Here is a 25,550-nt window from a genome sequence, read left to right on the forward strand (position 1 = left end):
CATCAGAGTAAAAGGCGCGAATTACAGCGCCTTTTTTGTGGGCATAATAACGTTGGCAAAAATGAGCCCAGCCACTAGCGACATAAAAATCAGAAACACTTCCTGCCCTAGGTGATCGGCCTGTACAAAGTCTTGCCCGGTCATAAAAGAATTTAAACCAATGTAGGTTTTCGACCCCGGTACTAACACAATAAGCCCGTGCATGGCCACAATGGTGGCCGGCTGATTCGCAATGCGCGTAAATGCATTAGCAAATAAGCCAAGAGCGAATGCGCCCACGAAAGCCCCTAAACCTTGGCTCATATAATCTGCACTCCAGGCCGTGGCGCTGTAGGCAATAAATGCTGCCGCTAACGCCCAAGGAATATGCTTTACCCGAGTTCTGAATATGGCAACAAGTGCAATACACAGCAGCAGTACCGATAGCCAAGTAGCCCAGTAAGGTAAAGATTCCGCAGGGGTATATACGTTTTCGCCAAACACACTAAACCCTGCAGTTACCCCTAGAAACGCACCAAAGTAAAGTTTAAACAGCTGCATGACTGCGTCCATCGTGCGAGCGGTACCCGATACCATGTTGCGAGAAGACAACTCCGCTAATCCCATCGTTAGGGCAAGGCCGGGCACAAACACAATCACTGAAGACAGTACCACCAAGGGAATATTAATTCCCGGGTCTACATAGCTTCCAATTGCACAGGCCAGTAGCCCGGCAATAAACGCGGTCATAGGCTCAAGCATTAAATTAATACGCTTTGAGCGCTGAGACCATAACGTCCAAACATAGGCCAGTAGGCCAAATGCGCTAGACCAGCCAATTTCCGACCAACTCGCCCCCATCAACATGGCAAATGCCCCTGTTGCCATGCCGTAGGCAATACCGGTAGGCAGCTTTCCATACAAGCTGCCCATGGCGTCAATTTCATCTAATTTATCATTAGCTTCGCTAAGGGAGAGTTCGCCTTTAAGTACCAAGCTGGCCAACTCGTCGGTAAGAGACAAGGCGTTCATGTCTAGTTCACCAGGCATCAAGCGCGCAGCATGGTTGTATTCATCTTCGTGCTTGTCGCTCCAGATAACAATCGTTAACGAGGTTGGCGTAGATATGAAGGAGGCATGTACCCCAAGATAAGTGGCAATTTCAGTGAGGTAGGCCTCTAGCCGAAACGCAGGCGTACCGTACTTGTGCAGCATTTTGCCAAGCTTAACAATGAATTTTCGAATTTGAATAAATTCAATGGTATCCAACGCAGTTCCTTAACCGATATTGTAGAAGTGAATATCATAAGATAAACGCCAGCAAAGTCGGCGTTATTTCATCGTCTCTGCTGGCTAAATTTTGCGCGGATTGTACGGCTGCTTAAGGTTTAAAGCAAAATAAAATTTCTCTAATTTAGTATTAGAAAATGTAATGCGATATTAGCCCGTTAATAAGGTTGCCCTGGGTGTCAATAACGGGCACTTTTGGCGGGCCAGGGACAGGAAAATATAGGGCTGTTTTTAACGGGCAGTGAAGGGCATCCAGTCTTTCCATACGGGCTCTAGGCCTTGTTGTTGAATAGCTGACACCACCATACTTACGGGCCTGCTATCGTCAATGTCGAACTGATTGAGTGCGGTTGAAGGTTGGGTATAGCCTCCGGGTTGGGTTTGCGAGGCAGCCGACATAGAGGTAACACCTAGCGTCATGGCTCCATCTCTAAATGCCGCCGACTCACGGGTAGATAGAGACAACTCTACGTGTGGGTTAAATAGTCGGTGAGCGCAAATAAGCTGCAATAACTGCTTTTCATTGGGTAAGGCGGATTGACTGGCTTGAGTATTATGGCTATTGCCTTCGCATTGGCGAAGCCGAGGAAACGAAATAGACACGCGACTACGCCAGTAATGCTGTTGCAAGAGTTGGCCATGCAGCGCTGTCATTACACTGTCTACGCGCCAGTCGCCCAACCCCAATAATGCACCTATTCCAATTTTATCAATGCCGGCTCGACCTATACGATCAGTGGCTTCTAAGCGCCATAAAAAGTCCTGTTTCTTGCCGCGAGTATGGTAGCGGGCATAGTGCTGCGGTGAGTAGGTTTCTTGATAAACCAAGACAGCATCTAGCCCTAAGCATTTCAGACGCTGATAATCAGACTGCTTTAATGGTTGCACTTCCATCATTAAATAGCTTATTTCAGCGCGTATGGCCTGCAGCGTTTGTTCAAAATAGGGCATGCCCACTTTCGTTTCGTGTTCGCCGGTGACCAATAGCAGTTGGCTAAACCCCATGCCTTTTATGGCTTGAATCTCTTGTTGTGTTTCAGCAATGCTTAACGTTGTGCGCTTAATTTTGTTGCTCATGGTAAAACCACAATAGCTACATTCGTTGGCACACAAATTCGACAAATACAGGGGCACAAAAAGCTGCATGGTATTCCCAAAGCGATGCCGCGTTAACTGTTGAGACTGGGCCGCCATTTCCTCTAAATAAGAGGCGGCCGCAGGCGAAACCAGCGCCATGAAATCATCTAGGGTTCGTGAGTGGCTTGCCAGTGCGCGCTCTACATCGTGAGCGGTTTTGCTGTGCAATTGAAGCGCAATATGAGACAAGTCCTCTTTTAATAATGCTTGTGCTACGCCCATTAAGATGGCTCCAAAAAAGCGGTTAGGGGGCTTGAAGCTTGGGCGTTAGAGTAGGTTTTTCCCAATCCGGCTTCGTAGGCATTGCGCCCTGTTTCAACTGCGCTGGCAAACGCACGAGCCATAGCCGGGGGGTTATGTGCGGTGGCAATGGCGGTATTCACCAGAACGGCGTCAACGCCCATCTCCATGGCTGCCATGGCCTCACTTGGCTTGCCTATGCCGGCGTCTACAATAACGGGGACATTGGCTTGCTCTACAATAATGCGTAAAAATGGCGCTGTTTGAAGCCCTTGGTTACTGCCAATGGGCGCGCCCAACGGCATAACTGCAGCACAGCCAACTTCCTCTAGTCGTTTACACAGCACGGGGTCAGCGCCACAATAGGGCAGAACGTGGAAGCCTTTTTTCACCAACCGCTCGGCGGCAAGTAAGGTTTCAATGGGATCAGGCAGTAAGTAGCGCTGATCCGGGTGAATTTCTAGTTTTACCCACGGGCTGCCTAATGCTTCGTAGGCTAGCTCTGCGGCAAATACTGCTTCGTCTGCATTTTTTGCCCCTGAGGTATTGGGCAATAAGGTGACATTGAGCGTTTGTAATTGAGAAAGTGTCTCGTCATGTTCAGTGCTTTCTGTCAGCCGCTTCATGGCCAGTGTAACCATAGCGCTGCCGCTTTGCGCAATGCTTTCTTTCATCACTTCTGGGCGGCTGAATTTGCCCGAACCGGTTAACAGGCGTGACGAAAATACCTGATTTGATAACGTTAGCATCTTAACCTCCTGCTACAAGGGTGAAAATATCCAGCGTGTCACCATGGTTTAAATAGGTGGCCGACCACTGAGATTTACTCACAATATTGTTGTTACGAGCGACTGCCGTGCCCTTCTTTTCCAGCTGCTTGAGGGCCAAAAGTTCAGCAATAGAAATGGGCGACACACAATGTTGAGGTTGCTGGTTAACGTTGACGGTAATTTGTGTCATTGGCATATCTCGCATTGGGGTGATGGAGGAAGGTGAAAACTCTGCATGGTGGCCTGAACGGCGTCACTGACGAGGTATTTTCCCCATTGAATGTTGGGGTTTTGGGCATTGGCTAAATACATCAGCACTTGGGTGGCTTGATGGCACGCGGCCATGCCAACCACAGGGCCTAAAATACCTTTAGTCATGCAGGTTTCTGGTATCGACATTTGCTCAACTAAGCAGGCGTAGCAACCGCTGTTTTGGGGCTTGCCAGCAATATTAATGGCTTGCCACGAGCAGCCGCTGGCTGCCGCAATAAACAGGGGCACATGGTTTTTTACGCATGCGGCATTAATCTGCTTTCGGGTCATGATGTTGTCGGTGCAATCTAGCACACAGGTGGCCTGCGCCATCATAGCCGCTAGGTTTTTACTGTCGGCAAACAGGCATTTTACGTTTAGGTTCACGGCAGCATTAACTTTGCTTAGTTCGCCCTGTAGAGCGTTGGCCTTTAACTCGCCCAAATGCATTTCGTTGTAGGCAATCTGGCGCTGCAAATTGCTTATTTCTACTGTGTCTCCGTCCACTAAGGTAATGCTGCCCGCTTGTGAGCCGACTCCAGCCCCGACGAGATAGTGCGCCGCTAAGCAGCCTAAGCCGCCAAGGCCAATTATCACTACGTGGGCATCAGCCAAATTTTGCTGGCCTTCTTCGTTTATTTCAGACAAAAGCAATTGCCTGCTATAGCGAGCAATGTCTTCTCTACTTAACAAAGCCCGCCTCCTCAGCCAGTGCATGAAAACTGGCAATAGGGTTGTCAGCCTGCGTAATGGCTGTGACCACAGCAATGCTGTTAACGCCGGTATTCGCCACGGCGTTTACCCGAGATAAATTAATCCCGCCAATGGCCACGGTAGGAATGTCATCATATAAGTCCACGTATTGTTGTAGCCGTGTTATGCCTTGGGGTTGAGAGGGCATATCTTTGGTGGCGGTGGGGAAAATATGACCCAAAGCAATGTACGACGGCTTTAGCATTTTTACCCGCTGCAGTTCGGCAAAGCCGTGAGTCGACACCCCTAACCGCAACCCGGCCGTTTTAATGGCCTGCAAATCGGCGGTGGCTAAATCTTCTTGCCCTAAGTGCACGCCGTACGCTCCATGCTTTATAGCCAGTTGCCAAAAATCGTTGATGAATAGCTGGCACTTTGTGCCTTTGGTAAGGGCGACGGCAGCCTTAATTTGCTGCGAAATATTCGCCATATGCTGATCGAGGTTTTTTTTCTCGGGGCTAAGTTTTATACGCAATTGAATAATACGCACGCCCGTGGGTAACAGCTTGGCTATCCAGTCAACGTGGTCTACTACCGGGTAAATACCCAAGTTTGTTTCGCTAAGTGGCGCAAACCCAGTGTTGTCTTGCCATTTTACGGGGTCGTTAGGGGCAAAAAACACCTGAGGAAAGGCAGATTGTTGGGCAGGAAACCCCACGGGCTTGGCGAAATAAGCGTCTGACCTTGCTGAGTCTAGCGTGGCTTCATTACTAAGGGCATGGTCACGTAAGGCTGTGCGCACTTGCATAACATAAGCATTAGCGAGAGTTAGGGCATCGTCAATGGCGTAGCCTTTCACAATAAAGGCCGCAAGAGCAGACGCTTGCATGCAACCGGTTCCACGCAGCCGACTCACCTCGGAAGGGGCGGATTGGTGCGCCCGTGGCTGGCTAAATTCATATTCTATGGTGTTGGTTTTGAAGGTGTCTATGGCGTCGCTCTGCCATGTGGCGTGGCCGCCTTTAGCGAGCACAGCGTTTGCACCTAACGCTAATAGAGCCGCTATAGCGTCTCGCTTGCTTTGGTTGTCACTTATGGGCATACCAGTTAATGCTGATAATTCGTCGATATTGGGGGTGACAACATCAACCACCTTTAAAAGCAGTTGTACCACGGGGGTAGAAAGCTGGGTAAGCTTTCCGCCTGATGTTGAGCACAGAACGGGGTCCCATACAATGAATGGTTTAGGCTTATTTAAGCTGTCTATGCGCGCGCACAGCACTAGCGCTTGCTCGTCATTGGCAATGGCGCTTATTTTGATGGCGCGGGGAGGCAGCTCATTTTCAAGTAAAAGCCATTGTTCGTTGATGACAGAAGGGCTAACAATGTGACTGTCCAACATGCGGGTATTCGATTGCACGGTAATTTGCGTGGTGATTACGCAGGCATGCAGGTGTAAGTCTGCCAGTGTGAGGGCGTCGCGGGTGACACCCGCGCCCCCACTAGAATCAATACCGCCAATGCACCAAATTACGGGCTGGGTCATGGCATCTCCACTTTACTGTCAGCACTGTGGTATAGCTGTGCGCCAGTTTGATTAAAGGCATCAGCCATCTCTTTCATGCCTTGTGCTTTGTCTTGTTCTGCTTGTTTGGCAACATCGCGTACTTCTTGAGAAATCTTCATGCTGCAAAACTTAGGGCCACACATAGAGCAAAAGTGAGCCACTTTCCCAGAAGCCTGTGGCAGGGTTTCGTCGTGATATGCGCGGGCAGTATGCGGGTCAAGGGCAAGGTTAAACTGGTCTTCCCATCTAAATTCAAACCGCGCTTTCGACATGGCGTTGTCACGAATTTGCGCGCCTGGGTGGCCTTTGGCTAAATCAGCAGCATGGGCGGCAATTTTATAGGTAATCAACCCCTGCTTAACGTCTTCTTTGTTAGGAAGCCCCAAATGCTCTTTTGGCGTTACGTAGCACAACATGGCGCAGCCATACCAACCAATCATGGCGGCACCTATGCCAGAAGTGAAGTGATCGTAGCCTGGTGCAATGTCTGTGGTTAATGGGCCTAGGGTATAAAAGGGCGCTTCATGACAATGTGCAAGCTGCTCTTCCATATTGGCTTTTATCATGTGCATAGGCACATGACCTGGGCCTTCAATCATGACTTGAACATCGTATTCCCAAGCAATTTTGGTTAACGCCCCAAGGGTACGTAGTTCTGAAAATTGCGCCTCGTCGTTTGCATCAGCCACACTGCCTGGGCGTAGGCCATCGCCTAGAGACAGGGCAACATCGTATTGTGCACAAATTTGGCAGATGTCTCTGAAGTGTTCGTACAAGAAGCTTTGTTTATGGTGACTTAAGCACCACTTGGCCATAATAGACCCCCCTCGAGAAACAATGCCTGTCACCCGCTTTGCGGTAAGAGGGACGTACTCTAATAACACGCCTGCGTGAATGGTAAAGTAGTCTACGCCTTGCTCGGCTTGCTCAATAAGGGTGTCTTTAAACATTTCCCACGTGAGATCTTCCGCCACGCCGTTCACTTTTTCTAGCGCCTGATAAATGGGCACTGTCCCCAAGGGCACTGGGCTATTTCTTAACAACCATTCCCGAGTTTCATGAATATTTCTGCCGGTGGATAAATCCATAATGGTATCGGCGCCCCAGCGAGTAGACCAAACCAGCTTTTCCACTTCTTCTTCAATGGATGAAGTCACCGCCGAATTACCGATATTGGCATTAATTTTCACCAAGAAATTGCGTCCAATTATCATGGGTTCTAGTTCAGGGTGATTGATATTACAGGGGATAATCGCTCGCCCTGCTGCCACTTCTTGTCGAACGAATTCTGGCGTTATAGTGGTTGGAATGTTGGCGCCAAAGCTCTCGCCCCCATGTTGCTGAGTTAACGCTTCATCTTGAACGGCCTGCCTGCCCATGTTTTCGCGAATAGCAATGTATTCCATTTCTGGGGTGATTATGCCCTGACGAGCGTAGTGTAGCTGAGTGACGTTTTTACCCGGTTTGGCTTTTTTGGGCTTGGCCGCGCGAACAAAGCGAAAATCTTCGGTGAAAATATCTTGTTCCCGCGCTTTAGCGAATGCAGAGGTCACGCCGCTAAGCTCGACAGTGTCGTCTCTGCTGTCGATCCAATTTTTACGCAGAGGCGCTAAACCCTTGTGAACATCAATGGCGCTTTGCGGGTCGCCATAAGGGCCTGACGTATCGTAAACCGGAATGGGCGGGTTGGGTTCAAATAAGGGGTTTTTTTCTGTTCCGCCTACCAAACTGTCGTGCTGATGAATCAGTCGCATGGCTACTTTGATGTCATCTGAAGAGCCCACTTGGTAGTGGCGGGTAGAATTTGGGTACGCCTCTCCGGCGAGTTCATTAATAAATTGTTGCGCTTGCTGGCGCTGTTCGCGTCGTGTCGACATAGCATTTTGGCCTTAATGTTTTAGGTTTAAAAATGCTTGTCAGGAGTGAAGGAGAATAGGGCATACCACGTTAAGGTGTTGAAGAAACCTATGTGATAAACCGCCACTTTACGGTAGCGCTAGTGCAAAAATGGACACAAGCATACGTAAATGGCAGAGCCTATTTCTTGTTCCCTTCGCAGGTATTAGCCTGATCAGGTTCAACGGATCCCGCTTTCGCGGTCTCAGCTTACTGGGGTTCCAGTGAAGCACTCCGACAAGTAACTGTTTTTTACTATATATCCATAATCAACCCATTGGCAATGGTTTAAATTATGAATTCTGCTTTAGATGAATTTCACACCTTAAAAATTACGTCTTACTGTAATGCCGTAAGTACGTGGTTTGGCGTAAGACATTTGGGTTGTACCGTAGAAACCTGATACATCGAAGCCAATAATTTCATGATCAGAATCTGTTAGGTTATTCACATAAGCCGCCACGCTCCATAATCCTTGCGTATCTTCCCACGTAACCCGCGCATCTGCTTTGAAGTGGCTTTCAATCGTATGGGCGGTAAAGTTTCGCGCATTATGGAATGATTCTGACTGGTAAGAGCCACTGGCTTGTGCTGCAATTGAGCCGCTATCTAGTGACCAAGTGTAGCGAATGAGTGCCGATCCTTGCCATTCTGGCGTGTAAGGCGGTGTAGTATCTACGAAGATACCAGACGCCACTTCTAAGTCTTCCACCACCGCATCGGTATAAGAAGCGCCTAACATAATATCTAATGCATCAACGGGGTTGAGTAGTATTTCTACTTCCGCTCCTGTGAAGTGCGCCTGTTCGTTAAATACAACGCCAGCGTTGTTCACCCAAGAAAACGATTGGTAATCTTCGTAATCATAGTAAAACACGCTACTGTTAACCTGTGCTTTACCGTCCATCAAGGTCAACTTGGCACCTGCTTCGTAGGCCAGCAGAACTTCGGGGTCGTAAGTACTAAACGCACCGCCTAATGGCGCATTAAAGTTGCCAGCTTTTACGCCTCGGTTCACACCGGCATACAACAAGGTATCTTCATTTGGCTTGTAATCGAGTTGCAGTTTAGCCGACCACATAAATTTGTCGTTTTCTAAGGCAACGTCAACCAAGGGAGTGGCAGTGTCATCCACTTCAATAACCCGGTCGTCCAGGTTGGCATTTTGAACAAGCTGACCGTCGAGTGACTTGTTTTCTTGCACTAATCGCAGGCCTGCTACTAGCACCAGGTCGTCGTCCAAATCGTAATCTATTTGGCCAAATACCGAGTATGAATCTGTAGTGATATCGGCCAGCGTGTTTTGCTCTTCGCCCGCTAAGTAGCCCCCGGTTGGGCTTGCCGCCAAGCCTTGTAGGTACTCGGTATCAATGTTTAGGTAATAAAACCCCGCTACCCATTTCATGTTCATGGTGCTGCCATTTAAGCGAAGTTCTTCACTAAACTGGGTAATGTCACCGTCGGATTGGAATATCAGTTCAGGAGAAGCGGTTTGGTCCGAATCTAGCCCTATTACGCGGGTAAAGTTTTTCCAATCTGTCACCGAGGTGAAGGTAAATGCATCAAACTCGTAGTCGTAGGTGGCGGCTAACCCTTTTGATTCAATTTTGTTTTGATCGTCAAAAGCAAAGTCTTTATTAACTAATTCACCGCTGCCATCTGGGTCGATATTACCGTTAAAGTCGCCCCCTTGCACTGGACGGTAAGGGTCGCCATTAAAATTACCGTCTACACAAACGCCGGCTTGTATGGCGTCACAACCTAGCGGGTCATCGGCCGCATAAATAACGTCAACCACGTTGCCAGCCGCGTCTTTCACTTCTGTGGTATTAATCACCTGATACGGGCCTTCACTTTTTGTGGAGTCGGCCCAATTGGCACTTAAAAGCAGATTGGCGTTATTTCCTAAATCGAAATTAAGTTGACCACGAACGGCTTTGGTATCGTCATTGTAGCCGTCTTCGCCGCCACCTTCTGTGCCTGCACGGGTGTCGGGTTCAGCACCGTCTTCATAAATATTTTCAAGGATATTGCCCATTTTATTGGCCATCACAGAGATACGGCCAGTCACATTTTCGTTGAGCGAGCCAGAAAATGCGCCTTCAAAACGTTTTTGCTCAAAACTGGCGAACGTTACCTCAGCGTAACCTTCCGTTTCTTCTGTTGGTTTTGCAGTTATGGTGTTAACCATGCCGCCTGTGGCGTTACGCCCAAACAGGGTGCCTTGTGGGCCCTTTAGTATTTCAACTCGGCTAATGTCGAACAAACCAAAGGTTTGTGCCTGAGTACTGGCTAGGTAGCCGCCATCCACATACACCGCCACTGGCGCTTCGGCGATATCTGCATAGTCGTTTTGCACCACACCACGTATGTTAAAAATGGCACGCTGACCGCCAATATCACCCGCAAGCGATACCCCTGGGGTAAAGGCGATTAAGTCGGTGCTGCTTTCAAATCCCAACGCGTCCATTTGCTCACCGCTAAATGCGGTAACGGCAATACTGACGTCGTTAATATATTGTTCGCGCTTTTGTGACGTCACGGTGATTTTTTCAAGCACAACCGAATCGGCTGCCAGTGTGTACGAAGAGTGAAGCGCCAACCCTATTGCCGCCGCACAAAGGGTTTTACTCATTTTATGCTTTGGTTTTTCGTGGTACTTGGTCATTGTGTGTTCCCTTTATTGTTTTATTTCTCACTGACTGCTGAGGAGAGGTTTGTAGTGTTAGTTTGTTTAACTTTTGTTCTATTGAAACTAAAGGTGTTTTACCAATGGGTAAATATTCTTGTGTCGAAGTGATGTTTCATATTTATGAAACTTAATACGGCTTACGTGCGTAAATTAACTTTTTGTTAACATTGGGTTTGTGTGATCACTGTGAGGTAAATAGAATGAAGGCTGCTCCCTTTGTGGGCGAGCGCGTAGGCAGCAAGGCAAATCAGCAAGGGGGGAGAAGAGAAATGTGTGGACGTGTGAATGCCATTAAGGCGCAAAAATGCGCCTTAATTAGCGGTTTTAATATGGCCTATCGAAGGTTAGCGAAACGCAGGAATAACTTCGTTACCGTAGCGAGTAATGATGTTTTCTTCGTCGCCGTTATCTAGGTATATATTAAACTGAGTGGTCCCCGCATTTTTGAGGGCTTGAATTTTCGAGATATGATCCTCCGCTTCGCCTAATACACAGAAGCTTTTAACAATATCTTCGGTAATAAAGTCGAGGTAAGGGTTGTCGCTTTGCCCATGTTTGGAATAGTCGTAACCACGGCGCTGCTCGATGTAATCGGTGAGACTTTTAGGAACTAAGCCTGAGTCGCTACCATATTTTTCAACGATATCGGCAACATGGTTACCTACCATGGCTGGGAACCATTTGGTTTTTTCAATGCAGGTTTCCATATCCCCAAAATAGGCCGGTGCCGCAGCCTGTACTTTGAAGTTGCTCATATCGCGGTCAACTTTATCCCCGGCGGTTTGGCACTGTTGTTGAAACCACTGTACAAGGTCTGGGTCGCCAATTTGTAATATTACACCATCGCCATGTTCGCCTGCTACAGCAAGCGCTTTAGGGCCATACGCGGCTACCCAAACAGGTAATTCGTAGCCGTCTGCCCAAGGGAATTTAACTGGCTTCTCGCATTCCCCGTACATCACCTCTTCACCACGCACCATGGCTTTTACTTTATGTGTGAATTCGGTAAGGCGAGCAAGGTTAGCAGGCTTTTTGCCCATGACACGCATTGACGAGTCGCCACGTCCCAGGCCAATATCAAAGCGGCCATTACTTTGTTTTGCCAAGCTGCCGTATAAACTTGCCGCCACTGACCAGTCGCGTACATTGGGGTTAGTGACGCAGGGGCCAAAGCGCATCTTGGTGGTGTGTTCCATGCACATTGCCATGGCCACAAACGATTCACGCCATAAAATATGGGAATCGTAAAACCAGCAATAATCAAACCCTGCCTCTTCTGCCATTTTAACCAATTTACGTGCGCGATCTGGGCTAACAAAGCCTTTAAACGTAATGCCAAATTCCATTGTAGTTTCCTTCTAAACCTGTTGAGCTTTTCAATTTTTAGTTGTTTTGACGCTGTTGGTTAACAGCGCGAAGTTGCTTTAAGCACTAGTGATTGGGTGCCCAAATACGAATGCCGGCATGAGTAAAAGGCACCGACTTAGAAATATTTAAGCGAATCAAAATAGGGGTAATGGCCTCTATACATCGTGCGCTGTCGGCAAGCCCCGCGTTATAACTTTGCACGCCAAGGTTTTCGAGTAGGCCTATCACCTTGTTTTTCGCGTCTAACTGATTACCGCAAACCAACACATCGCAATTAATTTTTTCATCCAATTTGTTTAACGTGACGGCCGATACATTGTGAAGTGCGCCCACTACGGCGTAGTCGTCACCGAGTAAAGCTTGTGCCGATTCTGTGGCGGATCCTTCTGGCGGCATTGCTACCGCTTTTGGATTGTTTTCAGCCAGGGGCACCACAATGTCGATAAGAATTTTGTCTCTTAACAAGGGGCGAATTGCATCTAGCGTGGCGTGATGAGCAGCCCAAGGCACGGAAAGAATGACAAATTCAGTGGCTTTTGAGGCTGCTGAAATGGTATCTGCCCCTGTAATTTTTCCTTTAGCTTCAGGTACGGCTGCTTGTAGCTCGGCAGCTTTTTGTGCGGCCTTTTCTCCGTCTCTTGAACCAAGAACAACATCTAGCCCGGCTAATGCAAAGCGTTTTGCTAAGCCTGAACCTTGAGGGCCGGTGCCCCCTAAAATTGCAACGGTCATGCGAATAAATCCTCTTTCGTGGGTCTTAATAAATCTGAAGCTTGGCTGTCAGGCTGACACGCCCACTCCAATCCTTTAAATAGAATGACGGGGCATTTGCCCTGTTTGCTCATCAGTAGTCCAGATGCGCCGGCGAGCTCGTCGGCCAGGGCGGGAGCGGTCACTTTCAGGGGCCGTCCGTAAGCATCTAATTCCCCCTCTAATAAATTCAGGGCGGGAATATTGGCAAGCCCGATAGCGACGTTGGTTTGCCCTAGTCGCCATGGCCGGCCAAAGGTATCGCTAATGACTATGCCAACTCGACATTGATAATGATGTGACAACGCGCTTGCTATGCGTTTAGCGCTGGCGTCAGGATCTTTGGGCAGTAAAATAAGTTCGCCGGGTGTGTCGGTATTGGATTCATCTACCGCGGCATTGGCGCTAATGTGGCCAAGGTTATGCTCGGTAATAATGATGCCTTCATTGGCATTCGGGTGTTTGTGTACTTTAACCAGTCGTTTCGACTCAGATAAAATCACTTCGACTTTACGCGGGTCTTTGTTGACTTTTTTGGCCAGTTGAATGGCTTGGTCGCTGGCGGTAACCTCGTCAATGTGAACGCAGGCGCCCTCCGCCTTCGACACCACCTTTTGTGCAATCACTAAAATGTCACCGTCATCCAGTTTTTGCACCTGGTGAGTAAGCCCCTCAATGATGATAGCGGCCAAATCGTCGCCCTTTCGAATGTAAGGAATACCTGCAATGGTTGTGATGGTCAGTGATGGCATAATTGCGCCCTAGGCTATCAGTGAGTTCATCACATCGTTAATGTGATGAAGGTCGCTAGGTTGGTCAATGTCTTGGCTTAAATGCACAGGCTGGACTGTGATATGCGAGTGCCCAGCGTGTATGGCCGCTTGTTGGTGAGCCAGCGACGATTGCTCACCAAACTGATAGCGAATGGCATTGGGAGGGCTGGTACACAAGGCATTGGTGCCGCCATCGTGTGAACTGGCAATCACTACCGGGGTGCCCGATTGCGATAGGGCAACCAATGCATCTAACTCGCTGCGTTCAAGCTTGGCAATGTCGGCAGGTAAAATGAGTTGGCGCTGGAATCCTTTCGCGATAGACCACTGGGTAGCTTGCGTAAGGGCTTGATTTAAATCACTGCCTTTTTCTTCAAATACCACGGCGCACCCTAAACTACTGGCAATATCCGCAATGTACAGCGAAGGCGTTACCACTAATTTTTGCCAATGCGGAAATGTACCGTTGAGTGTTTTAAGTGTGCGCTTAAACAACTTTACTGCTAAGGCTTTCCGTAAAGCACTGGGTAAGAAGGGCGATAAACGCTGCTTACTGAACACGGGGTCTTTCATAGGGATAACAACGCATAAATCAGGCATAACAGACCTCCTCCCGTTTAAGGGAAACCTGAATAACTTCTTCCATTAGCCGCGTTTTGTCGCTTTCTGATTTCATCAACGTTGAAGTAGCATGGGTAGCGAGTCCAAATGATTCTATGGCTTGTTCATCGGCACTGTCACTGCTATCGATAATGAGCAAATCGGCAATGTCTTGATAAAACTCAGCAATGCCTGTATTGCCTGGAGGAAATTGCATTTGCTGTAACAATTTCTCTGCTGGGCCTTTCACGGCTTTGCCATTAATTAGCGGCGATATAGCCACTTTAACCGCCGTGCTTTGGTCAATCGCGTCCTTCACTTCATTCACCGCTAACATAGGCGCAATGCTTAATAGCGGGTTACTTGGCGCAAAGACAATAATGTCAGCGTGAGCAATGGCGGTTAATACTTCTTGGCTGGCGTAAGCTGTTTCAGCCCCTTTATAGGTAATGCCAGTCACATGCGGCTCGCAACGTCGGTGAACAAAGTAGGTTTGAAAATCTACCCAACCGTCGTTGGTGTTTAAGCGGGTTTGCACGGTGTCGTTGGTAATGGGTAGCACAGGTACGGTCACCCCTAAGCGCTGGCGAATTTTCTGAGTAATGGCGGTCATAGACTCGCCTTTGGCTCTTAATTCACTGCGAAAAATATGGGTAGCAATATCTAAGTCACCTAAATGCATCCAAGTGTCGCTGCCAAATTGCGCTAGCCGTGTGAGGATTCTGCAGCTGTCATTGTTAATGCCCCAGCCGGTAACGGGGTTCACGTCGTTCGCTAAGGTGTACACTAAAGTATCTAAATCGGGAGACACCCAGAGGTTATGAAAGTTGTCGTCATCTCCCACGTTGCCAATAACCGTCAGGGCCTCTTTGTAGGTAGAGTGGTACAAGCCTTTTGCGGCCTTTGCGCCACCGACGCCGCCAGCAAGAAGTACGATATTTTTTGGGGTGTTCATGCGCTTACCTTTACAGGAATAGATTGAGGCGAGGAATACGCGGCGCTTACCTGCACAGAGCGTTGATAGTCGATAAGTGACAGCTGTGGTTCTGGCTTGCTTGTGCGGCCATAGTGAGCAAGTTGCTGATACAGGGTATTGCGTTGAGCGGCCTGTAACCCTGCGTGCTGAATAAAATTCACCATGTCTCTAGGCACTATCTCCTGACCATGACGAGCACCTGCCGCCCGAGAAATACTTTCATTCATCAAGGTGCCGCCGAGATCGTTAGCTCCAGCCCGCAATACTTGCGAGGCCATATCAGGGCCCATTTTCACCCACGAAGCTTGGATATTGTCGATATACCCCTGCAGCGCAATTCGGGCAATGGCGTGCATTTTAAAATGCTCGTCGCGGGTGGGGCCGGTACGTACTTTATCTGGGTTTTGCGTGTACAAAGGGCTATCTGCGTGAATAAAACCTAAGGGGACAAACTCGGTAAATCCCCCCGTTCGCGCTTGTATGTCTCGCAGTAAGGTTAAGTGAGCGGCCCAGTGTTTAGGCCCATCGATATGCCCATACATAATGGTTGACGTGGTGGGAATATTCAGTGAATGGGCAGTTTCAATTATCTCTACCCAGTTTTCGGTACTTAACTTGTTTTTGGTTAGCTGGCGTCGAACTTGCGTATCCAGAATTTCCGCTGCGGTGCCTGGCATGCTGGCGAGTCCCCGCGCTTTTAAGTCAGCCAAAAAGTCCCGATAGGCTGTACGCCCTTTTCGTGCGCCGTACCAAATTTCAAAAGGTGAAAAGGCGTGAATATGGATGCCGGGCACCTGCGCCGTTACTGTGTCGAGCAGTTCACCGTAATAAGATGCGGGCATATCTGGATGTAAACCGCCTTGAATGCACACTTCCGTCGCGCCTCGGCCCTGCGCTTCTTGTGCGCGCTCTGCTACTTTTTCCGTGTTTAAAAACTCGGCGTTTTCGGCGTTTTTATTAACCCCAAAATTACAGAATTGGCAGCCCATGTGACACACATTGGTAAAATTAATATTTCGCGTAATCACAAAGGTTGCGGTGTTACCGCATCGTGCCTCGCGCACTAGGTCTGCAGTATGCAGCAAGGCGTCAACCTCGTTGCCTTGTGCATGAAATAAGGCTTCAATTTCATCTTCATTAGGTACATTGCCTTCTAACGCACGCTGTAAAATACCGGCTAAAGGCAAAGGTATTTTCGCCAACTTTTTTTCTATTGATGTTGGGCTGTAAGGCAAAGGCAGTTGACTTGAGGGGGAAGCATTAAGCATGGGCAACTCCTTGCGTACGCGTGACTGAATTTGGAGATAAACATTGCTCAACGGCAAGGCCGTCAGCGCGAGATGCCGGCATGGCTGCATGAACATTCGTGGCTAAATAGCGTTCTGCCGACCTTAGATATTTGGGGTATACCGTTAGGCGCTCTTGCAATTGATAGCCCGCGCTTTCGCATGCACCGGCAAGGGTCGCTATTTGCGGCCAGGCTCGCTCTGGGTTGATAAAGTCTTTCGTCAATGGAGAAATGCCGCCCCAATCGTTAATGCCAGCACTGATATAGGCCGTGTACTCTTGTTCTAAATTTGGCGGTGCTTGCAGCGAAATATCTGGGTGTAAAATGAGCCGCGCGGCGGCCAAGGTTAAACGCATATCGTCCAGTGTTGGTTCTGGGGCATTGGCCATGGCGGTGCCAGCTTTAGCGCGAAAGTTCTGAACAATCACCTCTTGAATATGGCCGTACTGGGCATGCAAAGCATTAATGGCCAGCAAGCTATCGATACGCTCTTCCCATGTTTCACCAATGCCAATGAGAATGCCCGTGGTAAAAGGTACGTCTAGCTTGCCTGCGTTTTCCAGGGTTTGAATACGTACGCCGGGGGCTTTATCTGGGCAGGCGTGATGGGGCTGACCCTTTTTCATGAGCCGAGCGCTGGTACATTCCAGCATCATGCCCATACTGCCACTTACCGGCTTAAGTTGTTTTACTTCCTCAAAGGTGAGGGTGCCCGCATTGACATGAGGTATCATCAAGCTTTTGTCCAATACCATTTCACACACTTCGGTGAGGTAGTTCACCATACTGGTGTGTCCCAAAGTGGCTAACCAGTCACGGGCGTAGGCGTAACGCTTTTCTGGCTTTTCGCCCAGGCTGAAAAGGGCTTCTTTACAGCCTTGTTGTTGGCCTTTTAGCACATCCGATAAAACCCTATCTCGACTTAAAATATTGCCTTGCCCAGAGTCAGGGTGTTTCACGAATGTACAGTAGCCGCAGGTATCACGGCACATATTGGTGAGTGGAATAAATACCTTACGGGAATAGGTGAGAGTATTTGGCCAATAGGTATCGCGCACCTTAGCGGCTTCGCTACAAAGGTGTTCAAGTTCTTCTTTATCGCAGTTTGCCAGGGCGATAGCGTCTTTTCGCGATAGCATATGATGGCTCTCCTACTGTTCCTGCACGCACGCTTGATTGCGCTTTATACTGTTCTTTTTTTAATCTTTAGCATGAGTTTTACCAAATGGTAAAGAGATTATTTGATGGTTTTTTTGGTGCGTGGCGTGGCTCAAAATAGAGCAGTCTGGGTGTTTTTTAATCTCTCTGGGCGATTTAATGAATGATATGTGTTGCCAAATTATTCTTTAAAAACAGAATGTTAAGGTGGTTTTTGGCGGGTGTGGAACGAGAGGGGGGATTCTCTCCCTTAGATCGGAGAAAATCTAAGGGAAATACCGTTAAAAAAATTTTGGATGCACAATAGCAGTGCGCTACGGCTTAATGCCTAACGCACTGAGGACAAACTGACATAAAAATTGGGTGGCATCGTCGAAGTCTTCTTGGGTGAGATTTGGCTTATCCAGCAATAATTGAATTTGGGTAGAAAAGTCGGCATAGGTTTGTGTGGCCGCCCAAATTGTGAAAAATAAATGCTTGGGGTCTATTGGCTTGATGAGCCCCGCCGCTATCCAGCGCTCGATAATGGTAATGTCCCTTTCGAAGGCGGGGCGTAAGTTTTCGATAAGGTAGGTTTTTAGTACTGGCGCACCATTGATGATTTCATGGGCAAACACTTTTGAACCGTTAGGGTAATCTCGCGACAATTCAATTTTCTGACGAATGTAGTCGCTGATGATGTCGGCAGGCGATGCGCTGGGGTCATCGTTAAACTGCATTTTCTCAAGCCAGAGATCAATCATGTTTTCCAAAACCGCTTGATACAGTTTCTCTTTGCCAGGAAAATAGTAAATGATGAGCTGCTTAGATAAGCCTGCTTGCTGTGCCACAGCGTCCATGGCGGTGCCTGCAAACCCTTTTTGCGCAAACACGGCTTCTGCTGCGCGTAAAATATTCGCCTCAGTTTTAGCGCGGTTGGCCTGGGTTTTCGTTGCTTTTGTCATGTTGTTTTTGTGTCCTGTCGCCCCTGCTAATCGTCAGCAATGATGGCTTCTTTTCCATGTTCTCGCGCTAACGCGTCTAAGAATAATTTGACCAAACGTGTAGGCTTAGGCGACTTTCGATAAATAGCCGCAAAGTCGCAGTGATAAGCAAAATTTGCTGGTTCTATTGCCCGCATTTGCCCTTTGCCCACAAAGGATTCAGCATAGTGCTCGGGTAAAAAGCCCAGGTAACTTCCCGAACAAATTAACGTTGCTATCCCTTCTTGGTCATTAGCCACAGCCATTCGGTTTAAACCAAGGGCCATGCTTTTGTCCATATTTGGGCTATGAAAGCTTAAACCCGCGTATTTGGCATCACGAATAGCGGTATCTGGAATATTCCCCAGCGCACTAAAAAGTGGATGTTTTGCCCCGCAATACAAGTACATCTGCTCTCCAAACAAGGGCAGATAGTGCAAGCTTGATGAGGTACGGTGGGTAGGAATAATGCCAATATGGTAGCGGCCGTCAAGTATACCTTGTTCTATGGTATTCACAGGAACAACATGTATTTCCACATTCACATTGGGCGCTTGCTGCTGATAAGCATAAATGGCGTCGCTTACTTTGCAGGCTTCGTTAGACACGGTTTTATCAAACATGGCCACGACCACATTTCCCTGCAGGTGGCGGTGCATGTCATTCACTTCATTACGAAAGTCTTGAAGGGATAGCAATAAGCGCTGGGTAGATTCGTAAATACGCTTACCTTCTTCGGTGAGCGCAAAGCCGCCTCTGCCTCGATGGCAAAGCACCATGCCCAATCGCGTCTCCAAATCTTTTAAATGGCGGCTAATGGTGGAGCGTCCAATATTCAGTTCTAGTTCTGCCGCCGACAAGCCTCCGGCTTGAGCAACCACAATGAAAACCCGCAATAAACGAATATCGGTATCGGATAAATTACCTAAGATGGCACGCATAGTTTCATATTTATGAAAGTAAGATTTGAATATTTATAATTTATCGAACATAAGCGGCTGGGTAAAGTGCGCTAAGTAAACTAATTTCGAAGGAAGACAATCATGACCCAGCGGGCTTCTCAGCTATCTCCTCAGCCAATGGATGCGTTGTGGATGCCGTATACGGCTAATCGCCAGTTTAAATCAGCGCCACGCATGATTACTGGGGCACAAGGTAATTACCTGATTGATGACAGTGGCCGTAAGATTTTTGATGGTTTATCGGGTTTATGGACCTGCGGAGCGGGTCATAATCGCCCCGAAATTACCGAGGCGGTAGCCAAGCAACTTGCAACATTAGATTATGCACCGGCATTTCAGTATGGCCATAACTTGGCCTTCGAGTTGGCCGAAAGGTTAGCCGCCATGGCGCCAAGTGACATAAATAAAGTGTTTTTCACCAACTCAGGTTCAGAAGCGGCTGACACGGCCACTAAGATGGCTCGAGCCTACTGGCGTCAGCAAGGTCAGCCTACCAAAACCCGTATTATCGGCAGAGCAAAAGGCTATCACGGGGCAAGCTGGGGCGGTATCAGCTTTGGTGGTATTGGCGCTAACCGCAAAATGTGGGGGCCAGCGATGGAGTCTGACCATTTGTCTCACACGCTACTTCCACAGAACGCCTTTAGCGAAGGTATTCCTGCGCAAGGCGCCAATCTGGCCGACGAGCTTATCGAAATGGTTGCTTTGCATGATGCATCAAACATTGCGGCGGTGATTGTTGAACCCATGTCAGGGTCAGCGGGAGTCATTGTACCGCCCGCAGGGTATTTAAAGCGGTTGCGCCAGCTTTGTGATGAACACGATATTCTTTTGATCTTTGACGAAGTGATTACCGGCTTTGGCCGTACTGGGGATCTGTTTGGTGCAAACACATTTGATGTGGTGCCAGATATGATCAACGTGGCAAAGCAGCTTACCAATGGCGCTATACCTATGGGCGCAGTGCTAACACGGCAGTTTATTTACGACACCGTAGTGGATGCAGGCGGCGCACCTTACAACATTGAATTGCCCCACGGATACACCTATTCCGGCCATCCGGTAGCGTGCGCCGCTGCCATGGCATCTCTGGATATACTTGAACAAGAGAAGCTAGTGGCAAGGGTAGCGGAACTTAGCCCTTATTTCGAACAAGGTGTGCACAGTTTAAAAGGCATGCCTTTTATCAACGACATTCGCAACTTAGGCTTCGCCGCCGGTTTTACCATTGAAAGTTATCCCGGTGAACCTGCGCGTCGCCCCTTTGAGCTGGCAATGAAGCTGCTAGAAAAAGGGTTTTATGTACGCTACGGCGGCGACACATTACAACTTGGTATTCCATTTACTACCGAAAAATCAGAAATAGACGCGTTAATTAACGCCATGCAAGACACCCTTATGGATGCCCATGGCATGAAGAAAACGGGTTAATCCCTTCACAGAATTTATAGAGATGCAGTTATGACCACCCAAGTAGGACAATTTATTAACGGGCAGCAGGTAGCCCCACAAGATGGCAACCTTATAGATATTCACAACCCTTCTACAGGCGCGGTATGCAGACAAGTAGAAATGGCGTCGAGTGCGCGGGTTCAACATGCCATAGACACAGCACAAGCAGCCTTTCCTGCATGGCGCGCGACACCACCGGCAAAGCGAGCACAAGTGATGTTTCGGTTAAAACAGTTACTTGAACAACACAGCGATAAAATTTGCGCACTCATCAGTGAAGAGCACGGCAAAGTTTTACACGACGCCAAAGGCGAGCTTCAACGGGGTATCGAAAACGTAGAGTTTGCTTGTGGTATGCCTCAATTGCTAAAAGGTGAACACAGCAAAGATGTTGGCCCTGGCATAGATGCATGGTGCGAGTTTCAACCACTGGGTGTGGTAGCAGGCATAACCCCTTTTAACTTTCCAGCTATGGTGCCTTTGTGGATGTGGCCCAGCGCCATTATGTGTGGCAACACCTTTGTGTTAAAGCCGTCAGAAAAAGACCCTTCAAGTGCGTTATTTATTGCCGAACTCGCGGCAGAAGCGGGGCTTCCCCCTGGTGTTCTTAATGTTGTGAATGGGGATAAAGCGGCGGTAGATCATTTGCTTGAAGACAGCACAATTCAAGCGGTGAGTTTTGTTGGTTCAACGCCAGTGGCTGAAGCGATTTATAAAAAAGCCAGTGAAAACGGAAAGCGTTGCCAAGCACTAGGGGGCGCAAAAAACCACGCTATTGTGATGCCAGATGCCGACCTAGACAATGTCGTTAATGCCCTAATGGGTGCCGCATACGGTTCGTGCGGCGAGCGTTGCATGGCAATTTCTGTGGTCCTTGCCGTAGGCGACGAAGTGGGAGATGCCCTGCGGGTTAGGCTTTCACAACAAGTTGAAACCCTTAAAGTGGGCGCGGGTTGTGACAACAGCAATGATATGGGGCCACTTATCAGTGAAGCTCACTATCAAACCGTTGCAAACTTTATTGAATCAGGGGTAAGTCAAGAAGCTGACTTAGTGTGTGATGGCCGAGGGCTTAGCGTTGAAGGGTACGAAAACGGCTACTTTCTTGGTGCTACATTATTTGACCACGTAAAACCACATATGGACATTTACCAAAAAGAAATTTTTGGTCCTGTGCTTGTGATGTTACGAGTCCCCGATATGCAAAGCGCGGTAAACCTAATTAATGAACACGAATACGGTAATGGCACCTGTTTATTTACCCGTGATGGTGAAGCAGCGCGCTATTTTATCGACCAAGTACAGGTGGGCATGGTGGGTGTGAACGTCCCTTTACCTGTACCTGTGTCTTACCACAGTTTCGGCGGTTGGAAGCGTTCACTGTTTGGTGATTTACACGCGTATGGGCCAGATTCAGTACGTTTTTATACGCGCAGAAAAGCGGTTACTCAACGTTGGCCTTCAGCCAATTTGCGAGAAGGGAGCCAATTCTCGTTCCCAAGTCACTCATAGAGCGAGCAACGTAAAAGAACGTCAAGTTGGTTCAAAACTTGAATTCAATGAGGGGAAGTGCCTGTGTCATCACAGGTGAAAAGGGTGTGAAAACCAATGAAGCCACCATGCTTTGCGGCGGCGTTAAACGAACGTCATTCACACCAAAAAGTACCGCGTACGCCTTTTGTATAGGGTGATGAAGACAAACAGCAAATGCGACAGAAAACCGAATTTGTGTGTAAGCCGATGGCCAACAACAATATTACGGTGGAATCCGTCAAAAGGTTTGACCGTTTGGTAAATAAAAGTGCATAACTGCACACAAATTGGTCATTCGAGGTTCCTGAATGACTTTTCGGTGGCTTGGCGTTACCCGCCTTGGTGTTAAAAAAGGTGTTTAACAAAACGGGCTAAAACGCGGGTTACTTACCCCAAGTGCAACGCAAAAAACAAAGATAAGCATCAGCGAGGAAGTGAAATGGAAAAGCTAAGAGTAAATGGTCAGCGATTATGGGACAGCCTAATGGAAATGGGCGAAATTGGCGGCACTGAAAAAGGTGGCTGTAATCGACTGGCTGCGACGGATCTCGACAAGCAAGCCCGTGACCTATTCTGCGACTGGTGCAAGGCCACAGGTTGTGACATCGCCATTGATAAGTTTGGTAATATTTTTGCCAAACGTCCGGGGCTAAATAATGACTTGCCCGCCGTTGCCACGGGAAGCCACCTAGATACTCAACCTACAGGCGGTAAGTTTGACGGCGTATTTGGCGTGCTTTCTGGGGTAGAAGTTCTGCGTACACTGCATGAAAACAACATCACCACCCCCACACCTATCGAAGTCAGTGTCTGGACGAACGAAGAGGGGTCTCGCTTTCAACCGGCCATGCAAGGTTCCGGCGTGTACGTTGGGCGCTTTGACTTGCAAAAAGAATTGGATAAAACCGACGTTAACGGATTACGTCTAGGTGATGAATTGGCGCGTATTGGGTATTTAGGCGAGGAAGAGCTGGGTAGCCGAAACATAGGTGCATTTTTCGAAGCCCACATTGAGCAAGGGCCAATTTTAGAAGACGAAGAAAAAGCCATAGGTGTGGTGCGTTTAGGCCAAGGGATCCGCTGGTATAACGTGGAAGTTCAGGGGCGTGAATCCCATTCTGGTACAACACCCATGCACTTACGCAAAGACGCCATGGTGGCAGCCGGTAAAATTGTGACAGAAATTGAAGCATTGGCCAATCGCTATGAAAATGGCTTAGGGACAGTGGGTTTTATGCAGGTTTACCCCAATTCTCGAAATACCATTCCCGGCAATATTAAGTTTAGCGCCGACCTGAGAAACCCGAACCCAGAGGTGCTAGCCACTATGCACGAAGAGTTTGTGGCATTTTGCGAGGGCGTAGCGAAAGACAGAGACTTAGATATTTCGGTAGACAACTTCTGGTATTTTGCCCCGGTTGAATTTAATGCGTCTGATGATGTAAAGGCCGCCACCGAAAAGCTGGGCTATTCGCATATGGATATTTACGCCGGGGCCGGCCACGACGCCTGTTATATGGCTGATCTTGTGCCTTCCGGGATGATTTTTACCCCCTGTGAAAATGGCATTAGCCACAATGAAATTGAGTACTCTAGCCCAGAGCAGTGTGAAGCCGGTGCCAATGTACTGCTGCATACCATGCTAACGGCCAGTCACCGAATAGCCGAAGCTGCGGGGGCACCCACAGAAGAAAGTGAGGAGGAAATAGCATGAGCGACGATATACGCGAAGTAGAACTTTCCCCAGCGGTTAAAGCCAGCGATTATTTTAACGAAGACCTGGCCCCTACTCAGGTTTCAGAAAGAACATGGGGCACAGGTAATATCGCTGCCCTGTGGGTGGGCATGGCGATTTGTGTGCCTACGTACACCCTAGGGGGGGTGTTAACATCCTATTTTGGGCTTTCAGTAATGGAAGCCCTTTTTACCATTTTGCTAGCCAACGTGGTGGTGCTGATACCACTGACATTAAATGCGTTTCCTGGCACTAAATTTGGTATTCCGTTCCCTGTGGTTCTGCGCTCTTCTTTTGGCATTGTTGGCTCGAACATTCCCTGTTTAATTCGAGGTTTTGTGGCCTGTGGTTGGTTTGGCATTCAAACCATGTTTGGCGGCTTAGCTATTCACCTTTTCTTGTCTTCCATCTCTGATGGCTGGGCTGCACTCGGGGGGATAGGGGAAGTCATTGGTTTCTTCGCGTTTGGTGCGCTTAACGTCTATATTGTGATCAAAGGCTCTGAGTCTATAAAGTGGCTAGAAACCTTAGCAGCCCCTTTATTGCTGATTGTGGGCATTGGGCTTATTTGGTGGGCAAGCGATAAAGTCTCGGTGACCGAGGTGTTAGCGACCCCCGCAAATCGCCCAGAAGACGCGGGCTTTTTCAGCTACTTCTTTGCTGGCCTAACGGCAATGGTAGGGTTTTGGGCTACGCTGTCGTTAAATATTCCTGATTTTAGTCGCTACGCTAAAAGTCAAAAAGCCCAAGTGAAAGGGCAGATAATTGGCTTGCCGCTTACCATGTTTTTGTTTGCCGCATTAGGTGTACTGCTGACATCAGCATCTACTACGCTAGTGGGGGAAACCGTGTCAGATCCCGTCACCCTTATTGGCCATATTGATAGCCCATTTTTTGTCGCTATCGCTATGCTGCTTATTATCGTGGCCACCCTTTCAACCAATACCGCTGCCAATGTGGTATCACCCACCAACGATTTTCAAAATATTGCGCCTAAATACATTAACCATACTCGCGGCGTGTTGCTTACCGGGTTAGTGGGTGTGTTGCTTATGAGCTGGGAGCTGCTGAAGAAGCTAGGTTTAATTGAGTCTGACGTTAGCGTTGAAAGCATGTACTCAAATTGGTTGCTGGGATATTCAAGTTTGCTTGGGCCTATTGCTGGCATCATGATTGTGGATTATTTCTTTATTCGCAAACAAGAACTGGACGTGGCCGCACTTTATACGTCGAGTACGCTTTATCCGAAAGTGAATTGGGCCGGCTTTATCGCCTTCTTGGTGCCGGTCGCCGTTACCTTGCTTGCGGTTACCGCCGATGTTTTCACCTGGTACTACAACTATGGCTGGTTTACCGGCTCTATCTCAGGTGCCGTGATTTATTACGTGGCTGCCAATAAGTTGCTATTAGGGGCGCAAAGCCACGTAGGCAACTTAGCGAAAGCATCATAGATGGTCAGTCAAGGCTAGGTTACAAG

21 protein-coding genes and 1 riboswitch are annotated in these 25,550 nt (G+C 48.4%); of the genes, 4 read left to right on the forward strand and 17 right to left on the reverse strand.

Translation table 11 applies throughout. The features are described 5' to 3' along the window. Nucleotides 1-21 precede the first annotated feature (21 nt). The 17 genes from EP13_RS00505 to EP13_RS00585 all read right to left on the reverse strand — a co-directional run bounded on the left by EP13_RS00505 (nt 22) and on the right by EP13_RS00585 (nt 19,332). Nucleotides 22-1,248: a threonine/serine exporter family protein gene (locus EP13_RS00505; RefSeq protein ID WP_044055477.1), complete on the reverse strand. Its 1,227-nt coding sequence runs from the start codon at nt 1,246-1,248 to the stop codon at nt 22-24. Nucleotides 1,249-1,500: 252 nt separating this feature from the next. Then, complete coding sequence (gene thiH / locus EP13_RS00510) at nt 1,501-2,628, reverse strand: 2-iminoacetate synthase ThiH (RefSeq protein ID WP_052364222.1); 1,128 nt, start codon at nt 2,626-2,628, stop codon at nt 1,501-1,503. Continuing rightward, complete coding sequence (locus EP13_RS00515) at nt 2,628-3,395, reverse strand: thiazole synthase (protein WP_044055478.1); 768 nt, start codon at nt 3,393-3,395, stop codon at nt 2,628-2,630. The genes thiH and EP13_RS00515 overlap by 1 nt, the downstream gene beginning before the upstream one ends. A 1-nt stretch (nt 3,396) precedes the next feature. Further along, nucleotides 3,397-3,606, reverse strand: coding sequence for a sulfur carrier protein ThiS (thiS, locus tag EP13_RS00520; protein ID WP_044055479.1), 210 nt, complete (start codon nt 3,604-3,606; stop codon nt 3,397-3,399). After that, the gene (locus tag EP13_RS00525; protein WP_231401222.1) at nt 3,603-4,361 is read right to left on the reverse strand and encodes a HesA/MoeB/ThiF family protein; all 759 of its coding nucleotides are present in this window, start codon (nt 4,359-4,361) and stop codon (nt 3,603-3,605) included. Before EP13_RS00525 ends, thiS begins: the two co-directional genes overlap by 4 nt. Next, nucleotides 4,351-5,907: a thiamine phosphate synthase gene (gene thiE / locus EP13_RS00530; RefSeq protein WP_044055480.1), complete on the reverse strand. Its 1,557-nt coding sequence runs from the start codon at nt 5,905-5,907 to the stop codon at nt 4,351-4,353. The genes EP13_RS00525 and thiE overlap by 11 nt, the downstream gene beginning before the upstream one ends. Beyond that, entirely contained in the window at nt 5,904-7,805 is a 1,902-nt protein-coding gene (gene thiC, locus EP13_RS00535; protein ID WP_044055481.1) for a phosphomethylpyrimidine synthase ThiC, read from the reverse strand. The genes thiE and thiC overlap by 4 nt, the downstream gene beginning before the upstream one ends. Nucleotides 7,806-7,959: 154 nt before the next feature. Then, nucleotides 7,960-8,071, reverse strand: a riboswitch (TPP riboswitch). 78 nt (nt 8,072-8,149) lie between these two features. After that, a complete protein-coding gene (locus EP13_RS00540) occupies nt 8,150-10,492 on the reverse strand; it encodes a TonB-dependent receptor (protein WP_081869407.1) in 2,343 nt (780 codons plus the stop codon). Nucleotides 10,493-10,860: 368 nt separating this feature from the next. Next, a complete protein-coding gene (locus EP13_RS00545; protein ID WP_044055482.1) occupies nt 10,861-11,862 on the reverse strand; it encodes a TIGR03842 family LLM class F420-dependent oxidoreductase in 1,002 nt (333 codons plus the stop codon). Nucleotides 11,863-11,947: 85 nt separating this feature from the next. After that, a complete protein-coding gene (gene npdG, locus EP13_RS00550) occupies nt 11,948-12,616 on the reverse strand; it encodes an NADPH-dependent F420 reductase (protein WP_044055483.1) in 669 nt (222 codons plus the stop codon). Next, nucleotides 12,613-13,386, reverse strand: a complete 774-nt coding sequence (gene cofE, locus EP13_RS00555) for a coenzyme F420-0:L-glutamate ligase (protein ID WP_044055484.1) — start codon at nt 13,384-13,386, stop codon at nt 12,613-12,615. The genes npdG and cofE overlap by 4 nt, the downstream gene beginning before the upstream one ends. A 9-nt stretch (nt 13,387-13,395) precedes the next feature. Continuing rightward, nucleotides 13,396-14,007 carry a 2-phospho-L-lactate guanylyltransferase gene (gene cofC / locus EP13_RS00560; protein ID WP_044058633.1) on the reverse strand — a complete coding sequence of 204 codons (612 nt, stop codon included), beginning with the start codon at nt 14,005-14,007 and terminating at the stop codon, nt 13,396-13,398. Continuing rightward, complete coding sequence (gene cofD, locus EP13_RS00565; RefSeq protein WP_044055485.1) at nt 14,000-14,962, reverse strand: 2-phospho-L-lactate transferase; 963 nt, start codon at nt 14,960-14,962, stop codon at nt 14,000-14,002. Before cofD ends, cofC begins: the two co-directional genes overlap by 8 nt. Then, on the reverse strand, nt 14,959-16,251 hold the full coding sequence (gene cofH, locus EP13_RS00570) for a 5-amino-6-(D-ribitylamino)uracil--L-tyrosine 4-hydroxyphenyl transferase CofH (RefSeq protein WP_052364224.1): 1,293 nt from the start codon (nt 16,249-16,251) through the stop codon (nt 14,959-14,961). The genes cofD and cofH overlap by 4 nt, the downstream gene beginning before the upstream one ends. Then, the gene (cofG, locus tag EP13_RS00575) at nt 16,244-17,410 is read right to left on the reverse strand and encodes a 7,8-didemethyl-8-hydroxy-5-deazariboflavin synthase CofG (RefSeq protein WP_044055487.1); all 1,167 of its coding nucleotides are present in this window, start codon (nt 17,408-17,410) and stop codon (nt 16,244-16,246) included. The genes cofH and cofG overlap by 8 nt, the downstream gene beginning before the upstream one ends. A gap of 333 nt (nt 17,411-17,743) precedes the next feature. Then, nucleotides 17,744-18,373: a TetR family transcriptional regulator C-terminal domain-containing protein gene (locus EP13_RS00580; protein WP_044055488.1), complete on the reverse strand. Its 630-nt coding sequence runs from the start codon at nt 18,371-18,373 to the stop codon at nt 17,744-17,746. A gap of 26 nt (nt 18,374-18,399) precedes the next feature. Then, complete coding sequence (locus EP13_RS00585; RefSeq protein ID WP_044055489.1) at nt 18,400-19,332, reverse strand: LysR family transcriptional regulator; 933 nt, start codon at nt 19,330-19,332, stop codon at nt 18,400-18,402. 102 nt (nt 19,333-19,434) lie between these two features. Here EP13_RS00585 and EP13_RS00590 point away from each other — a divergent pair, with 102 nt between their 5' ends. The 4 genes from EP13_RS00590 to EP13_RS00605 all read left to right on the forward strand — a co-directional run bounded on the left by EP13_RS00590 (nt 19,435) and on the right by EP13_RS00605 (nt 25,524). Next, on the forward strand, nt 19,435-20,784 hold the full coding sequence (locus EP13_RS00590) for an aspartate aminotransferase family protein (protein ID WP_044055490.1): 1,350 nt from the start codon (nt 19,435-19,437) through the stop codon (nt 20,782-20,784). Nucleotides 20,785-20,814: 30 nt separating this feature from the next. Next, a complete protein-coding gene (locus EP13_RS00595; RefSeq protein ID WP_044055491.1) occupies nt 20,815-22,317 on the forward strand; it encodes a CoA-acylating methylmalonate-semialdehyde dehydrogenase in 1,503 nt (500 codons plus the stop codon). A gap of 460 nt (nt 22,318-22,777) precedes the next feature. Then, nucleotides 22,778-24,052 carry a Zn-dependent hydrolase gene (locus EP13_RS00600; RefSeq protein WP_044055492.1) on the forward strand — a complete coding sequence of 425 codons (1,275 nt, stop codon included), beginning with the start codon at nt 22,778-22,780 and terminating at the stop codon, nt 24,050-24,052. Next, nucleotides 24,049-25,524, forward strand: a complete 1,476-nt coding sequence (locus EP13_RS00605) for an NCS1 family nucleobase:cation symporter-1 (RefSeq protein ID WP_044055493.1) — start codon at nt 24,049-24,051, stop codon at nt 25,522-25,524. The genes EP13_RS00600 and EP13_RS00605 overlap by 4 nt, the downstream gene beginning before the upstream one ends. The last annotated feature ends 26 nt before the right edge of the window (nt 25,525-25,550 follow it).

The organism is Alteromonas australica, from assembly GCF_000730385.1.
In the GTDB taxonomy this organism is placed as follows: domain Bacteria; phylum Pseudomonadota; class Gammaproteobacteria; order Enterobacterales; family Alteromonadaceae; genus Alteromonas; species Alteromonas australica.

Bases quoted from the DNA above. Each gene is read 5' to 3' on its own strand.
- thiH (WP_052364222.1), bottom strand. From the start codon at position 2,628: ATGGGCGTAGCACAAGCATTATTAAAAGAGGACTTGTCTCATATTGCG.
- EP13_RS00515 (WP_044055478.1), bottom strand. From the start codon at position 3,395: ATGCTAACGTTATCAAATCAGGTATTTTCGTCACGCCTGTTAACCGGT.
- thiS (WP_044055479.1), bottom strand. From the start codon at position 3,606: ATGACACAAATTACCGTCAACGTTAACCAGCAACCTCAACATTGTGTG.
- thiE (WP_044055480.1), bottom strand. From the start codon at position 5,907: ATGACCCAGCCCGTAATTTGGTGCATTGGCGGTATTGATTCTAGTGGG.
- thiC (WP_044055481.1), bottom strand. From the start codon at position 7,805: ATGTCGACACGACGCGAACAGCGCCAGCAAGCGCAACAATTTATTAAT.
- EP13_RS00540 (WP_081869407.1), bottom strand. From the start codon at position 10,492: ATGACCAAGTACCACGAAAAACCAAAGCATAAAATGAGTAAAACCCTT.
- EP13_RS00545 (WP_044055482.1), bottom strand. From the start codon at position 11,862: ATGGAATTTGGCATTACGTTTAAAGGCTTTGTTAGCCCAGATCGCGCA.
- npdG (WP_044055483.1), bottom strand. From the start codon at position 12,616: ATGACCGTTGCAATTTTAGGGGGCACCGGCCCTCAAGGTTCAGGCTTA.
- cofE (WP_044055484.1), bottom strand. From the start codon at position 13,386: ATGCCATCACTGACCATCACAACCATTGCAGGTATTCCTTACATTCGA.
- cofC (WP_044058633.1), bottom strand. From the start codon at position 14,007: ATGCCTGATTTATGCGTTGTTATCCCTATGAAAGACCCCGTGTTCAGT.
- cofD (WP_044055485.1), bottom strand. From the start codon at position 14,962: ATGAACACCCCAAAAAATATCGTACTTCTTGCTGGCGGCGTCGGTGGC.
- cofH (WP_052364224.1), bottom strand. From the start codon at position 16,251: ATGCTTAATGCTTCCCCCTCAAGTCAACTGCCTTTGCCTTACAGCCCA.
- cofG (WP_044055487.1), bottom strand. From the start codon at position 17,410: ATGCTATCGCGAAAAGACGCTATCGCCCTGGCAAACTGCGATAAAGAA.
- EP13_RS00580 (WP_044055488.1), bottom strand. From the start codon at position 18,373: ATGACAAAAGCAACGAAAACCCAGGCCAACCGCGCTAAAACTGAGGCG.
- EP13_RS00585 (WP_044055489.1), bottom strand. From the start codon at position 19,332: ATGCGTGCCATCTTAGGTAATTTATCCGATACCGATATTCGTTTATTG.
- EP13_RS00590 (WP_044055490.1), top strand. From the start codon at position 19,435: ATGACCCAGCGGGCTTCTCAGCTATCTCCTCAGCCAATGGATGCGTTG.
- EP13_RS00595 (WP_044055491.1), top strand. From the start codon at position 20,815: ATGACCACCCAAGTAGGACAATTTATTAACGGGCAGCAGGTAGCCCCA.
- EP13_RS00600 (WP_044055492.1), top strand. From the start codon at position 22,778: ATGGAAAAGCTAAGAGTAAATGGTCAGCGATTATGGGACAGCCTAATG.
- EP13_RS00605 (WP_044055493.1), top strand. From the start codon at position 24,049: ATGAGCGACGATATACGCGAAGTAGAACTTTCCCCAGCGGTTAAAGCC.